The organism is Thermanaerothrix sp. (assembly GCF_056331585.1).
In genome coordinates, this window is record NZ_JBWGPQ010000006.1 from 1 (window position 1) to 15,183 (window position 15,183).

Sequence of the window (15,183 nt, forward strand, 5' to 3'; positions counted from 1 at the left end):
TGGAGTGTTAAAGAACTATTGTTTACCGTTCCTTTACCAAGTGCTAAAAACACTTATTAGGGAGACTATCGCTAGCAATGGTGGCCTTATTCGGCGTGGATAAGGTGAACTTGGCTTTCGCTTTGGGAGCGCTTTATATTCTGAATAAGGTGCTTATGCTTGTTTGGAAGCAGTAAGTGTATCTGGTAACACCTTTTTGATCAAAGATCATTCCTAAGCGTTGCTTCTGTTTGGTCAATGTCTCGGTTAGGGGGTAATGCCTCAGAACCTGTGGGTTGCCTTGGATGAAATTGTCGTAGTCGGTTGGGGAGCAGGGTCATGTAACGTTTATGGGAAGGGGACACCTGCGAGCAGGTATTGGGTTTGAAAAAGGTGGACGGTTACTCGAAAGATAACTAGAGGCTAATCACAAAAGGAAGCAATTATTAGATCCGATTCACCAAAACAGAACCGGATCTACGGTGGGACGGAACGACAACAGCTCCGTAAGCGCTAATTATTTTGATATTGTGCTTGACTGCAAAAGTATTTTTTTACTGTAACCGCTATATGCGGTGTTTTAGCAAAATAGGCCGCTATTCTTTCTCATAAGGAATGCCATCGGCTGCAGGTGGGCGGGCACGCCCGATCACGCCTGCCAGGACGATCATCGTGGCAATGTAGGGGGCCATGAGCAGGAATTGGGAAGGAATCGCAATCCCCAGAATGGCTAAGCGTGAAGCCAACGCATCTGCAAACCCAAAGAGCAACCCGGCCCCAAAGGCGCCGAATGGATTCCAATTCCCGAAGATCATTGCAGCCAAGCCAATGAAACCACGTCCGGCAGTCATAACTTCATCGAAGCGACCGGCAGAACCCAAGGTGAAGTACCCCCCAGCAAAACCGGCCACCATTCCCCCTAGTACCACCGCCATGTAGCGTGTCTTGAAGACATCAATACCCAGGGTGTCGGCGGCTTTGGGATGTTCTCCCACGGCGCGCAGACGCAGTCCCCATCGCGTTTGGAAGAGGGCAATGTTTAAAATAACCAGCAGGATGAACATGACGTAGACGAAAATGCTGTTGCTGAAAAGCACCGGCCCCAGGATGGGAATTTCGCTAAGTAGAGGAATGGGGGTGCCGCCAAACGTAGGTGGATTGTTCAAGGCCTGATTAACTTGGAGGAACTTAGCAGATATATAAGATGTTACCCCGGTCGCGAAGATGTTAATTACTGTCCCGGACACGATTTGATTGGTCTTGTACTTGATGGAGAGCACGGCATGGACGAGGGCGAGCAATGCACCGGCGATAATAGCAGCCAATAATCCTATCCAGGCATTTTGGGTGAGGCTTCCCACCAAAGCACTTACCATGGCACCGGTCAGCATCATACCTTCGATGGCAATGTTGACCACACCGGCGCGCTCACACAGAATTCCAGAGAGAGCACCTAAGGTGATAGGGACGGAACGGCTGAGAGTGGTGTTGAGCATGCCAACTAGATTAAGAGATTTGCCGGCAGCAGCCCAAACCAAAAAACCAAAGACAAAAAGCCCAGCGACCAGACCTAACATCCAGTTAGTATAACGCCCGAATCCACGGGCAAGTTGAATCCCCCCCAAGATAGCGCTGACCACGGCTAACCCATAGAGGGTGGAAAGGGTATGCACCTGCCAAGGTGGAAGTTGCACCTGAGAGGTGGCCAGCGATAAACCAAAGGTCGTGGTCTGCTCCTGCGTCAAACCTGGGGTGAAGAAGAAGACCAATGCCAGGCCGAGCAGAATGAATAACACGCCCATCACCCGCTGGCGGGCGGGGGATACAATCTCGATTTTGCGATGAAAAGCGCTGCTTGTGGTTGCCATGGCTTAACCTCCCCACCCCTTGATGGTGATTAAACCTTCGCCTTCGGCCGGTTTGCGCAGGCGGTAAAGTGAGCGAATAATTGCCGGTGCCGCGATAAATGCCAAGATAACCGCTTGTAAGACCGAGATAATATCAATGGGAATGTCGGCGGAAAGTTGCATGCGAGTGGCACCGTTGCGCAGTGTACCAAAGAGCAACGAGGCTAGAACAACACCGACCGGATGATTATTGCCCAGGAGCGCCAGGGCAATGCTGTCAAAGCCATAACCAGAAGAGAAGGCCATGGCCAAAAAATGGTTGACGCCCAAAACCTCATTAGCACCAGCCAGACCGGCCAGCGCACCTGAAAGGGTCATGGCTAAAATAGTATTCCTGGTGACGTCCATGCCAGCATATTTGGCGCCAAAGGGGTTGCTCCCTACCGTGCGTAATTCAAACCCCCATGTGGTTTTGAAGAGGAACCAGTAGATAACATAGGCGAGGCCCAGCGCCAGGAAAAATCCCAGGTGAAAACGGATGGGGTCGTCAAAGAAGCGTGGCAACCAAGCTGAAGGTTGGATTTCAGGGCTGACGGGATTGTAAGAACCCGGACGTTTCATGGGGCCGGTCAGTAACCATTCGCTTAGACGAAAGGCAATATAGTTCATCATGATGGTGTTGATGACTTCATGTCCCCCGGTTTTGGCCTTTAACCACCCGGGAATGAATCCCCACAGGGCGCCTCCCAGAGCACCGGCCAGTAACGCCAGGGGCAAATGAATGATCATAGGTAATCCCACCAGTTTGTAACCGATATAGGTCGAGGTAATAGCCCCGATAAATAACTGACCTTCGGCGCCGATATTGAAGACACCAGCGCGGAACCCCAGTGCTACTGCCAAGCCGGCGAAAATGTAGGGTGTGGAAGTGACCAGGCTTTCCAGAAAGGGATTAAAGGCGCGGCGAATCTCCAACGCATTGCCTGATTGGAGTGCGTTGATCATGCGCACAGGATCCCCCAAGGCCCCTGTAAAGAGAGCGGCATAGGAACGGGCGACCACATCCCACATTGCAGCCAAGCCAGACCCGAAGGATTGTCCGAATCCAACGTATACTTCTTGGCTGGTCAAGATGATAAAGATTGCTCCAAAAATTAGGCCAGTTACGACCGCTAGCAAAGGAATAAGAACGCTTTGAGGAATGCCGCGTTTATGTTTTTCGGGCGGTTGTGGCGGGGTGTGGTTTAATTCGTTGAGGATAAGTTTTCCAAGATCCGGCTTCTGGGATGTTTCCTCAGGATTCAACGGACTCCCTCCCTGAATGGATTAGCCAATTTCTACCGGTTTACGCCCGATCCGCTGGCGGGCTTCCTCGGGTGGCACGCCGGCCATAAGTAAACCAATGTAATCTTTACTGGCTTCGGCGGCAGGGACGATGGCCACAATTTGCCCTCGGTACATGACCGCTACCCGATCTGAGAGTTGAAGGATTTCATCCAACTCCGTGGAGGCAAGAAGTACTGCTACCCCTTGGCTGCGTTTTTGTAAAATCTGTTGGTGAATGTATTCAATGGAACCCACATCGAGGCCACGGGTAGGTTGGGCAGCTACCAATAGGCGGATAGGGCGCGAAAGTTCACGAGCAACAATAACCTTTTGCTGGTTTCCCCCCGAAAGCGCACTACACAAGGTGAGCACATTGGGCGTGCGGATGTCATATTGTTTGACCAGGGCTTCAGCATGCTGGCGCACGGCTTCCCATTCCATGCGCCGACCCCGCGCAAAGGGGGGCTTATAGTAGGTGCGTAAAATAAGATTGTCCATAACCGGAAAAGGCAACACCAGACCATCACGTTGCCGATCCTCGGGGATATATCCAGTCCCAAGTTCGGTGATGACCCGTGGGGGGGCATTGGTGACATCCTGTCCCAAGAGGCGCACTTTTCCCTCCAGGATGTGCCGATGCCCCGTGATGGCTTCGATGAGTTCGGTTTGTCCGTTACCTTGCACCCCGGCAATGCCGAGAATTTCTCCGCCTCGAACGTTGAAAGAGACGTGATCTACTGCTAATTGGCCGAGTTCATCGGCGACCAGAAGGTTCTCTACCTCAAGGACGGGTTCGCCGGGTTCGCTGGGTGGACGCTCCAGTTCTAGTTTCACGTCACGCCCAACCATCATTGAGGCGAGGCGATATTGATCAGCTTCTTCGGGACGCACGCTGCCTACCACCCGCCCGCGGCGTATCACGGTGATCAGGTCGGCAATTTCCAGCACCTCGCGTAATTTATGTGAAATGAAGATGATGGATTTACCCTGGTCAACCAACGAGCGCATAATGACGAATAATTCATCAACCTCTTGAGGGGTGAGCACTGCGGTTGGTTCGTCTAAAATGAGAATGTCCGCCTTGCGGTAAAGCAATTTGATGATTTCAACCCGCTGTTGAACACCAACAGGCAGATCTTTGACGTATGCGTACGGGTCAACGGCGAACCCGTATTGCTCGGATATAGCACGCACCCGAGCTGCAGCCGCTTCACGATCCAAGAAACCGTCGAAGCGGGTGGATTCTTCTCCCAACATGACATTTTCAGTAACGGTGAATACGGGGATCAACATGAAGTGCTGATGCACCATGCCGATCCCTTGAGCAATGGCGTCTGCAGGGGAATGGATGATTGCCTTTTGTCCTTTGATGAAAATCTCACCCTCATCTGGTTGGTAGAGACCATAGAGGATGTTCATCAACGTTGTTTTGCCCGCGCCATTTTCCCCCAACAGCGCGTGAATTTGACCTTTTTCAAGAGTCAAATGAATATGATCGTTGGCTAGAACACCGGGGAAACGCTTGGTGATCCCACGCAATTCGAGAATCGGGGTCATTGGAACTCCAAGCCAGAAAGATTGTTACCATTTTACCATATTGTCAGAGGATTTTTTTCTGAAGATACATGAAACTTGTCTATTTTGATATAACAACATTTTGGCTCTGAGGAGAAATGAAGAGGGGCTGAGGATCCTCAGCCCCTCTCGCAAGCGCCTTGCTTGGATTACGGCGTGGTCTTGATTTTGCCGGCGATGATGTCGGCCTTGACCTGATCCAATTCGGCTTTCAATTGGTCGGAAACCACACCTGCAGGGAAGTTAGCAATTCCAACGCCTTCGTTCTCTAGCGTGCCGACATAGACCCCACCCTTGAAGGTACCATTCAACACCTGCTCAACAGCGGCGAACACAGCGTTGTCCATGCGCTTCATGATCGAGGTGAGGATAATGGGGGTGTATTGGGAAGCACTTACCGTCCAGTCGGTGTCCACGCCGATGATCCAGGCGTTACCTCGTTCCTGAACAGCGGCAGCCGTACCAAGACCAACCGGGCCGGCAACGGGCAGGATGATGTCGGCGCCTTCATCCATCAGGGTCAAGCCCATTTGGCGACCATCATCAGTGCTTTCAAAGTTGCCGGTGAAAAGACCAGTTTGTTTCTCGGGGTCCCAACCCAGTACTTCCACCTTGGTGCCGTGCTTCTCGTTGTAGTAGCGTACGCCCAGCGCGAAGCCATCCATGAAAACGGTAACCGGTGGGATCTGGATGCCGCCAAAGGTTCCCACCTTGCCAGTCTTGGTCACGCCCGCGGCGGCATAGCCAGCAAGGAAGGCTGCCTGGTCGGTGGCGAAGGTCAAGCCCAGGACATTGTTCAGCGGGGGATCGTAAGAGAAGTCTACGATGGCGAATTTCTGATCCGGGTTCTTTTCTGCGGCGGCTTTCGTGGCATCGCCGAGCAAGAAACCTACCGTGATAATGAGATCGCACTTCTCTTCAAGGAACGCATTGATATTTTTCTCGTAGTCGGTTTGTTGCTGGGATTCGAGGTATTTGCCCTCAACGCCCAGTTTAGCAACGGCGTCTTCAACACCCTTCCATGCGGTTGCGTTGAAGGATTTATCGTCAATTCCACCCACATCGGTGACCTGGCAGACTTTCACCTTCTTCGCTGCGGGAGTGGGGGTGGCGGCAGGTTGGCAGGCTGCCAAGACCAGCGCGAGCACGATCAGTGCGGAAAAAATGAGATATATCTTCTTTTGCATGTGGATTTCTCCTCCTTACCAAATTATGGGATTTTGTATTATGGGGAGACAAGTAAATGCTCTTTCCCTCCCCAAGGGCTGTTTTTAGTATATGCTTGATTATAAAAGGTCGCAAGTGACTGATGTCATGGATTAGGTCTTATCAAAGGGTATCGTCAATGGTGGTAACATCCAAATTCCAGTGCAGCATTCACCATAGCCAGAATATTCTGTGGCGGCACCTCGTTGGTGATGGAATGGACAGCGGCGAGGAGATAACCACCACCTTCCCCCAGAATCTCGATAACGCGCTTCACTTCCTGCCATACCTCATCGGGTCGCCCTGTGGAAAGCACGGTTTGGGTATCAATGCCACCACAGAAGGTGAGATGTTTTCCATAACGGCGCTTAAGGTCGCCCAGATTTCCCATTTGCCCTGCGCTGGTTTGAATCGGATTGAGGATGTCCACGCCGATCTCAACGAAATCATCCAAGAAGGCACTGACGTCGCCGTCGGAATGAAAGAAAATCTTTGCCGGGCTATGAGCTTTGGCAAAGGCAATGATCTCGGCGTGAATGGGCTTAAGGATGCGGCGATATAGGCGTGGGGAGATCAAAGGGCCATTTTGAGCACCGAGATCGTCACCGAGGATAAGGATGTCAACGTTTTTTCCCAACGCCGCGAGGAAATGTCCCAGATGAGTCAAGCATAACAACTTGATCTTTTCAAGCAGGGCTTGGGCCAAATCCGGGTGTTCGATCAGATTGACCAAAAAAGTTTCCATTCCTTGTAGTTGGCACGCGCGTTCCAGAGGGGCAATGAGCCAGGGGGCGGCAACAATGGCGTAGTAATTGTCTTGTGCAAGTTGGGCAGCCTCTTCAGAGAGATGGGCGTAACGCGAAGGATCATCCATGTCCGGCCAGTAAGGATAAGACAGGATATCTTCCGGGGTCTGGGCTTGGGCGAGGGGATGAATGCTGGGGTAGTAAAAGTCCGGTGCAATTTCGGTTTGTCCTACTCCCCAATCATCCCAGTAGGGGCTGCCCGGGGGACGGGCACGATTGCGCTGATATGTAGAGGCTGGGAAACGATCTTGAATACCTCTGACATCGCTGTGTAGGCGTTCGAGCACCACCTCTTCAATTCGTGGTGCACCCAGTTCGGGCCAATCGTAAAGATAGGCATTGATGGTGGGCGCTAATCCCAGATATGTTTTGAGGTTGAGATAGGCTTGGAATAAAATGCCGGTGGTGAGATCAGCTCCGATAAAAATCGGTACTCGATCCGGTGTCTCGTGGGCTAAAACGGTTAGCACCCGCTCACGTGGGGTCAGGGGCATGAAAACAGATCCTCCCCAATGGGATACACCGCAGGTCAGTCGGCTGGAACCGGTTGAGGGCGGTGGGCTTTAGCTTCACCGCGGCGCACACCCAGCATCATCAGCAACGCCATCAGCATGAAGATAGGAGCCACAATCATGATCAGGGCGTAATTCTCGCCGCTTAATTGAATGATCCAGCCATTGAGGTTGGGGCCGACAATGGCGGCAAGGGTGGAAAACAAGTAGTAAAGACCGGTGTAGGTGCCAATATGTAGGTCGTCGGTCATGTCCACCACCATGGGCAACGAGTTGATATTGATGAGCGCCCAAGCGATTCCCGCAACCATAAGCGACAACCCGGCGACGGGTACATTGCCGACCACAGGTAAGCGGAAAAGAGAGGTGTTTAGCACCGCAACCGGGGTGAAGAAAAGCACCAACATGACTGTGGTTAACAGGATAATCCCGCTGATAATCGTATTGCGGCGTCCTAAGCGACTACCCAAGAAACCCGCCGGAAGGGCAAAAAGGACAAACAAGAGGGAGAGTTGTCCCAAGAGACGCGCGCCATCCGCTTCTGAGATGCCCAAGTGGTTGACGGCGTAAAGGGTGAAGAAAGCTTCGATGGCATTATAGGCCACAAACCAGAAGAAGATTGCCAACAAGATGCGCAAGGCGCTCTTTTCTTCCGCTGCAATCACTTGACGTAGGCCATGCCACAGGCTGGGTTGGGTTTGGTCGGTGACCTCATACTCTTGGGGTTCGCGAATGAAAGCAAAGACCATGAGCGTAGCCAGGATCACCAGTGCAGACCCTAGCCAGAAGGGGTAGTTAGGATTCATCTCATAAAGGGTTGCGCCGACTAGAAAGGCGATAATTGCGCCTACGCCACCCATAAAATTGATGATCCCATTAGCCTGGGAGCGATACCGGGAAGGGGTGATATCTGGCATGAGGGCAACCACCGGAGTTCGCCAAAAGGCCATGCTGAGGATAAGGGTGATGGTGCAAGCCATAAAGAAGGGGAGAAAAGTTTGTAAGGGGATTAAACCGAAGGCTAAGGCTGAGATTGGGGCTCCGGCCAGGATGAAGGGCAAACGCCGACCAATCGGCGTGCGTAAGCGATCCGACCAGGCGCCGACCGGGGGCTGAATGAAAAGCGCGGTTAGGTTATCCAGCGTCATAAAAAATCCGATAATACCAGGAGGGATATGAAAACGATTGTGTAGAAAGATGGGGACGTAAGCGTTGTAAACGCTCCAAATGACACTGACGCCGAAGAAACCAAAGCCGAGCAAAAAGATTTTGCCGAAAGAGAAGCGCGGTTTCATGGATTTTGGGTTTCCTTTCCGGGTGAGGGGTATGTGGAATCGGGTTGGTCAGATGTGAGAAATGACGAACCTGCTTGTTGCTCTAACCGCTCAAGAAATTGGCGGTCAGCGTCACTGAGAGAGGCTTTTTGAAGTAAATCGGGGCGACGTTGCCAGGTACGCAAAAGGGCTTGCTCTCGCCGCCAGCGGGCAATTGCGGCATGGTTTCCGGAGAGAAGGATTTCCGGTACTCGCCAGCCGCGGAACTCGGCCGGGCGGGTGTACTGAGGGTATTCTAGCAAACCACTGGCAAATGAGTCGTCAATGGCGCCATTGGGGTCACCAAGCACGCCGGGGATCAAACGGCTGACGCTATCAATAATGACCAGTGCAGGCAACTCCCCACCAGTTAGCACATAGTCTCCGATTGAAATTTCATCCGTCACCAGGTGCTCACGAACTCGCTCATCTATCCCTTCGTAATGACCACAAAGGAGAGCAATTTGAGGTAGACTTGCTAATTCTCGCGCGATATCCTGGTTGTATGTGCGCCCCTGAGGAGATAGCAAGATTAATGGGCAGGATGGTGGAATCCCCAAAACGGTCTCTACGGCGCGAAAAATGGGCTCGGGCTTCATCACCATACCACCCCCGCCCCCAAAGGGGGTATCATCGGCAGTGCGGTGCTTATCCGTGGTGTAATCACGGATGTTGTGGATATGAACTTCGATTAAGCCACGTTGAATGGCCCGTTTGAGAATACTTTCCTCGAGATAAGGTTGAATGAGAGTAGGAAAGAGGGTGAAAACATCAAACCGCATAACCTGATTTTATATCTAGCCCCATAGAATGGGCAAGCCTAGGCGTGAGTTGAAGATCAATGCTTATTGCCCGTTCACTGTTCAATCCTTGACGTTAATTTTAGGGCAAGGTAAGATGAAAACATGTATTTGCGAGGAAGTCGTTTTAATCTAAATCGGCGGCGACGTCGTTCTAATCCGGTGCGAGTCGTGGTTTTGATGATTTTGGTGGGCGCAGCGCTGTACTTTAATCAGTTTGTGGTTCCCCAAACTCCACCGCTTTTCGTACCCACTCCAACCCCGACCCGTGCTCCTGAATCCTATGCCCAAGAGGCTGAACAACTGGTTAACCAGGGCAAGTTTTTGCCTGCAATTCAACTCTATCGTGAAGCGCTTTTCGTAGACCCGCGTAATCCCGCCTACTATTTGGCGCTAGCCCGCCTGTATATTTACACGAAAAACTACCAGCAAGCCCTCGAAACAGCAGGAAATGCCTTATTGCAGAATCCCAATAATGCTCAGGCGTTGGCTTTGCGCGGTTATGCTTTGGGGCTAATGGGTGATTATCTTCAAGCCGAGGCAGCACTCAATCAGGCGATTGAACTTGATCCGAATAACCCTGTTCCCTACGCTTACTTGGCAGAGGTGTTAGGGCTAAAGGTGCAAAGCGGTGAGGGAGATTTAGTGACCTTGAACCGCGCCATAGACCTTTCGCGCAAGGCACAAAGTTTGGGGCCAGATTTACTCGAAACGCATCGGGCACGAGGATTGGTGCTGGAGTTGACTGCCAATTATGCCGATGCGGCGCGTGAATTTGAGGCAGCGATTGCCCAAAACAAGTACATTGCAGATTTGTATCTTGCGCTGGGGCGAAACTATCGCGCTATACCCGATTATCCCAAAGCCATTCAAGCCTTTGGAAATGCTATTCCGTTGATGCCTACTGACCCCTTGCCTTATATGTACCTTTCGAAAACCTATTTGGCAACTGGTGAACTCACGCGAGCACTACAGTATGCCGAACAGGCGCTGAGCCATGCCCCTACCGATCCCTATCTCTATGGCAACCTGGGGGTGATCTACTACCGCACCCGGGATTACGTGCGTGCAATTCAATATTTACGCATTGCCGTGCGCGGGGGCACCAGCGAGGATGGAGAGGCTGTTCAGGGGCTGGCTTTGGATTATTATCCTATTTCGGAATATTATTACACCTACGGGTTGGCTTTAGCCCGTACGGGTGAATGTGAGGAAGCCGTGCAGATTGCTCGTGCCTTACTACAAGGTGTGAGCAACGAAGATGTTGCTGTGAGCAACGCGCAAGAAATAATTAATATTTGTGGCGGTCAGGTGAGTGGAGCGGCTGCACCTACGCCCTCTGCCACCCGGTGAAGGTGAAATAAGAATTATGGTGCTCAAAATAGAAGAAAAAAAGCCGCTATTTCGACGGCGGCGTCTCCAAGATAACCCCTACCGGGTAGTGGTTTTGGCTTTCCTGATACTAGGAGGAATGTTGCTCTTGCGTGCTTATGATGCACGTGCGATTCAGCCCTTATTTATGCCTACACCCACTCCCACGCGTGCGGCTAATTCTTACGCTTTGGAGGCCGAAACGCAGTTTTTAGCCGGTAACTTAGGTGCGGCTATTGAAGCCTATCAAAAGGCGGCCCAAATTGATCCTCAAAATGCGCGTTTGTATGCTGAACTGGCCCGCATCCAAACCTATTCATCCAGCCTGTTAACTACTGACGCCGAACGCAAAACGCGACTTCAAGAAGCCTTACAAAACATCAACAAGGCGGCAGAACTGAATCCGGATGATACTTTGGTTCATGCGATCCGTGCGTTTGTGCTGGACTGGAATGCCAACCCGGTGCTAGCAGGTGAGGAAGCGCCGCGTCTACTAGTGGAGGCCGAGCAGGCTGCTCTACGCGCGCTGCAATTGGATAGCCAAAATGCGCTGGCGTTAGCCTATTACGCTGAGGTGTTGGTGGATCAGCAAAAGTGGGGGCAGGCTGAAGAGTACATCCAGATTGCGTTGCAACGTGATCCATCTCTCATGGATGTGCATCGGGTGAGTGGATACGTACAGGAATCTTTGAGCAATTACGAAGGGGCAATCCAGGAGTATCTCCAAGCCATAAAGATAACCCCTAACTTTACTCCGTTATATATCGCCATTGGGGCAAATTTGCGTCAGCTGAAACGCTACGACGAGGCGCTTGAATACTTTGCGAAAGCCGTGGAAATTAACCAGCGCCTTGGAGTTAAGGATCCTATTCCTTATCTCTCAATCGCGAAAACCTATTCTCAAAAAGGGGAATTCTTTGCAGCGGCGCTGAATGTGCGGGCGGCGTTGGAGATGATCCCGGACAATCCGGATGTATATGGCCAGTTGGGGATGGTCTATTTCAAGTCACGTAATTACGAAAGCGCGATTCCAGCGCTGAAGTGCGCGGTGCGCGGATGCTCGGCGGAAGAATCGTGTGAGGTGCGGCGCTGTAACCCTGAGACTGACCGTCCTGTGGCAATTCAGAGGTTGCCACTTAGCGATAGCACCGTGGTGTACTACTACACTTATGGGGCAGCGCTGGCGGGAATGCATCGCCCTTCGAATAATTACTGTGCAGAGGCCATGCAAGTGTTGGCCGAGGTGCGGCAGGCTTATGCGCAGGACGCGGTGGTCATGGGCATTGTTGAGCCGAGTGAACGCATTTGTGGGTCATTTGGTTACACCCGTCCTTAGAGGGCGCCATTGAGTATCAGAGTTTTATAAGAATCGCTTAAAACCTCTTGACTTCTGCTCTGAAGATGAGTATGATACAGGGCGGTTTAGCACTCTCGAGCCATGAGTGCTAAAATGTCGGATCAATCAACCCAATTCTCGAACGGGAGGTATCTATGAGTGTCAATCTCAAGCCGCTTGGTAGCCGTGTCGTTGTTGAACCGATCGAAGAAGAAGAAGTAACTGCTGGAGGTATTGTACTGCCCGAAACGGCAAAAGAGAAACCGCAGAAAGGCAAAGTACTTTCCGTTGGCCCGGGTGATCGGGATGAATCGGGCAAGCGCATTCCGTTGGATGTCAATGTTGGGGATACGGTGCTGTTTGCCAAATATGCGGGCACCGAAGTGAAGGTTGAGGGCAAGAAACTCCTCATCCTGCGCGAAAGCGATATTCTGGCCATTATCGAAACCAAATAATCTTACATGAAAGGAGCGTGCTATGGGAGCAAAGCAACTGGTTTTCTCGGATGATGCACGGCGTCGTCTGAAAGCAGGTATTGATATTCTAGCGAACGCAGTAGTAACTACGCTGGGTCCGAAAGGGCGTAACGTAGCTTTAGATCGCAAATTCGGTGCACCCACCATCACCCATGACGGCGTAACCGTTGCGAAGGAACTGGAACTGGAAGATCCCTTTGAGAATATGGGTGTACAACTGCTCAAGGAAGCGGCAACCAAGACCAACGATATTGCGGGTGATGGTACGACGACCTCCACATTACTGGCTCACTCAATCGTTACCGAAGGTCTAAAGGCTCTCGCCGCGGGTGTCAATCCGATGCTACTCAAGCGTGGGATTGAGGCTGCTACGAAAGCCGTCTCGGAGGAAATTAAGAAACAGGCCATTGCGATTAACTCGAAAGAGGATATTGCCAACGTAGCGACTATTTCAGCCCAGGATCGCACCATTGGCGAACTGATCGCTGAGGTCATGGACAAAGTTGGCAAGGATGGTGTCATCACGGTCGAGGAGTCCAAGGGCTTGGAGTTCGAAACCGAATATGTTGAAGGTATGCAGTTTGACCGCGGCTACATCTCACCCTATTTCATCACCGATCCGGAGCACATGGAAGCGGTGGTGAATGAACCCTACATCCTCATCCATGATAAGAAGATCTCTGCCGCGGCAGATATTGTTCCAATCCTGGAGAAACTGGTTCAAATCGGCAAACGCGATCTAGTCATCATCGCCGAGGACGTGGACGGCGAGGCACTGGCGACCCTGGTGCTCAACAAGCTCCGCGGTATGCTCAACGTGCTGGCTGTCAAGGCGCCTGGTTTTGGTGATCGCCGCAAGGCCATGTTGCAGGACATTGCCATCCTCACCGGTGCGACCGTGATTTCGGAAGAAACTGGCCGCAAGTTAGAGACCGCGACCATCGCCGATTTGGGCCGCGCCGAGAAGGTGGTGGCGGATAAAGACAATACCACCATTGTGGGCGGCAAGGGCGATGAGAAGATGATTAAAGCCCGCATTGAGCAGATCCGTGTTGAGATCGAGAAGACCACCAGCGACTATGATCGTGAGAAACTGCAAGAACGCTTGGCGAAACTCGCCGGTGGTGTAGCGATCATCCGCGTGGGTGCCGCGACCGAAACCGAGTTGAAAGAGAAGAAGCACCGCGTTGAGGATGCCCTCTCGGCAACCCGTGCCGCGGTTGAGGAAGGCATCGTGCCGGGTGGCGGTGTTGCCCTGATCAATGCCATCCCTGCGCTTGACAACGTTAAGATGGAATACGAAGATGAACAGATGGGCGTCAACATCGTCCGCAAGGCATTGGAGATGCCGCTGCGCAAGATCGTGGAAAACGCGGGCAAGGATGGCTCGGTGATCCTGGAGGGCGTCCGCCAGGCCCAGAAAGCGCAGAACAACAAGAATATCGGTTACGATGTGCTGCGCGAGGAGTACATTGATATGGTCAAGGGCGGTGTCATTGACCCGGCCAAAGTCACCCGTGGCGCGTTGGAGAATGCGGCTTCCATCGCGGGCATGATCCTGACGACCGAAGCGTTGATCACGGATGTGCCGGAGAAAGAAAAGCCCTCAACACCGCCGATGCCCGAATACTAAACCGTTTGGAGTGGAACGATGGCCGTGGCGCATTCGCTGCCACGGCCATTTTATTTCACCGTTTGCGGGTATAATCAGGACGATGTTGCGCAGATTGGGTTCTCTATTGATTGTGCTCGGATTACTGGGCCTAAGCAGTTGCCGAAACAGCCCCAACCAGGGTAGCGCCACGCCAGTTGAGTTGTCACGTCCAGAGGCCACCTTTACTTCTGTTCCAACCCCAACGGTGACGCCTGAACCCCTGGCGTTGCGGGTCAACGGGGTGGGGATAACCCTCCGCGAGTTTGATGCTGAACGCCAGCGTTTACGAGCGGCTGCTGAGGCGTTAGGCCAGGTGTTCGATGCTTCGATCGAACGCGAAAAATTGGTCAACGAGTTTGTAAATGAATTACTCTTGGCACAGGCGGCGTATGCAAGTGGTTACCGGGATGATGAGGCCGTTCTCGAGGCTAAAATCTCGGCTCTGAAAACTACGTTGGGGGGCGAGGTGGCCTGGCAGAAATGGTTGACCGCTCATGGGTATTCGGAGGTGGATTATCGTCAGGCCTTGGCGCGTGCCCTGGCGGCGGCATGGCAACGAGATCAGATCATAGAGGCTGTGCCTCAGACCACCGAACAAGTTCACGTGCGTCAGATCCTGACCCGCGATCAATCTACTGCGGAGGCTTATTATCGTCAGTTGCAGGCTGGTGGCGATTTTGATACTCTGGCCTTCCAAATCGATCCGGTGACTGGAGGGGATCTGGGGTGGTTCCCACGCGGTTATATGACCCGACCCGAATTGGAAGCGGCAGTCTTCGCCCTTGAACCGGGACAATATACCCCTGTGATTCAGACTGACCTGGGATTTCACATTCTTAAACTTATTGCCCGAGATCCTCAACGCCCGTTGAGCGTTGATGCTCGACGCGTCCTTCAACATCAGACCTTGCAGCAATGGTTAGACGAACGGCGTCAGACGGCAGAGATTGAAATCTGGGTGCCATAGTTTCAAGAGATTGGG

The 15,183-nt window shown here is 52.2% G+C and carries 12 protein-coding genes; 5 read left to right on the plus strand and 7 right to left on the minus strand.

The genetic code is table 11. The features are described from left to right. Positions 1–575: 575 nt before the first annotated feature. The 7 genes from AC01YT_RS03670 to trmD form a co-directional block, all read right to left on the minus strand. Positions 576–1,847 (minus strand): ABC transporter permease, encoded by a 1,272-nt coding sequence (locus AC01YT_RS03670; protein ID WP_476672857.1) that lies wholly within the window; start codon positions 1,845–1,847, stop codon positions 576–578. A gap of 3 nt (positions 1,848–1,850) precedes the next feature. Continuing rightward, positions 1,851–3,131 carry an ABC transporter permease gene (locus AC01YT_RS03675; protein WP_476672858.1) on the minus strand — a complete coding sequence of 427 codons (1,281 nt, stop codon included), beginning with the start codon at positions 3,129–3,131 and terminating at the stop codon, positions 1,851–1,853. A 21-nt stretch (positions 3,132–3,152) separates the two neighbouring features. Then, on the minus strand, positions 3,153–4,709 hold the full coding sequence (locus tag AC01YT_RS03680; RefSeq protein ID WP_476672859.1) for an ABC transporter ATP-binding protein: 1,557 nt from the start codon (positions 4,707–4,709) through the stop codon (positions 3,153–3,155). A gap of 167 nt (positions 4,710–4,876) precedes the next feature. Continuing rightward, positions 4,877–5,914: a BMP family lipoprotein gene (locus AC01YT_RS03685; RefSeq protein ID WP_476672860.1), complete on the minus strand. Its 1,038-nt coding sequence runs from the start codon at positions 5,912–5,914 to the stop codon at positions 4,877–4,879. A gap of 155 nt (positions 5,915–6,069) precedes the next feature. After that, on the minus strand, positions 6,070–7,233 hold the full coding sequence (locus tag AC01YT_RS03690; RefSeq protein ID WP_476672861.1) for a uroporphyrinogen decarboxylase family protein: 1,164 nt from the start codon (positions 7,231–7,233) through the stop codon (positions 6,070–6,072). Positions 7,234–7,268: 35 nt separating this feature from the next. Next, entirely contained in the window at positions 7,269–8,546 is a 1,278-nt protein-coding gene (locus AC01YT_RS03695) for an SLC45 family MFS transporter (RefSeq protein WP_476672862.1), read from the minus strand. Further along, positions 8,543–9,346 (minus strand): tRNA (guanosine(37)-N1)-methyltransferase TrmD, encoded by an 804-nt coding sequence (trmD, locus tag AC01YT_RS03700; RefSeq protein ID WP_476672863.1) that lies wholly within the window; start codon positions 9,344–9,346, stop codon positions 8,543–8,545. Before trmD ends, AC01YT_RS03695 begins: the two co-directional genes overlap by 4 nt. A gap of 123 nt (positions 9,347–9,469) precedes the next feature. On the opposite strand from trmD, the gene AC01YT_RS03705 reads away from it, so the two are divergent. The 5 genes from AC01YT_RS03705 to AC01YT_RS03725 all read left to right on the plus strand — a co-directional run bounded on the left by AC01YT_RS03705 (position 9,470) and on the right by AC01YT_RS03725 (position 15,168). Continuing rightward, positions 9,470–10,717, plus strand: a complete 1,248-nt coding sequence (locus AC01YT_RS03705; RefSeq protein WP_476672864.1) for a tetratricopeptide repeat protein — start codon at positions 9,470–9,472, stop codon at positions 10,715–10,717. Positions 10,718–10,733: 16 nt separating this feature from the next. Beyond that, a complete protein-coding gene (locus AC01YT_RS03710; RefSeq protein WP_476672865.1) occupies positions 10,734–12,071 on the plus strand; it encodes a tetratricopeptide repeat protein in 1,338 nt (445 codons plus the stop codon). A gap of 155 nt (positions 12,072–12,226) precedes the next feature. Beyond that, entirely contained in the window at positions 12,227–12,526 is a 300-nt protein-coding gene (gene groES / locus AC01YT_RS03715; RefSeq protein ID WP_315625984.1) for a co-chaperone GroES, read from the plus strand. A gap of 22 nt (positions 12,527–12,548) precedes the next feature. Then, complete coding sequence (gene groL, locus AC01YT_RS03720) at positions 12,549–14,180, plus strand: chaperonin GroEL (protein ID WP_322805673.1); 1,632 nt, start codon at positions 12,549–12,551, stop codon at positions 14,178–14,180. Between the two features lie 82 nt (positions 14,181–14,262). Next, entirely contained in the window at positions 14,263–15,168 is a 906-nt protein-coding gene (locus tag AC01YT_RS03725; protein ID WP_476672866.1) for a peptidylprolyl isomerase, read from the plus strand. The last annotated feature ends 15 nt before the right edge of the window (positions 15,169–15,183 follow it).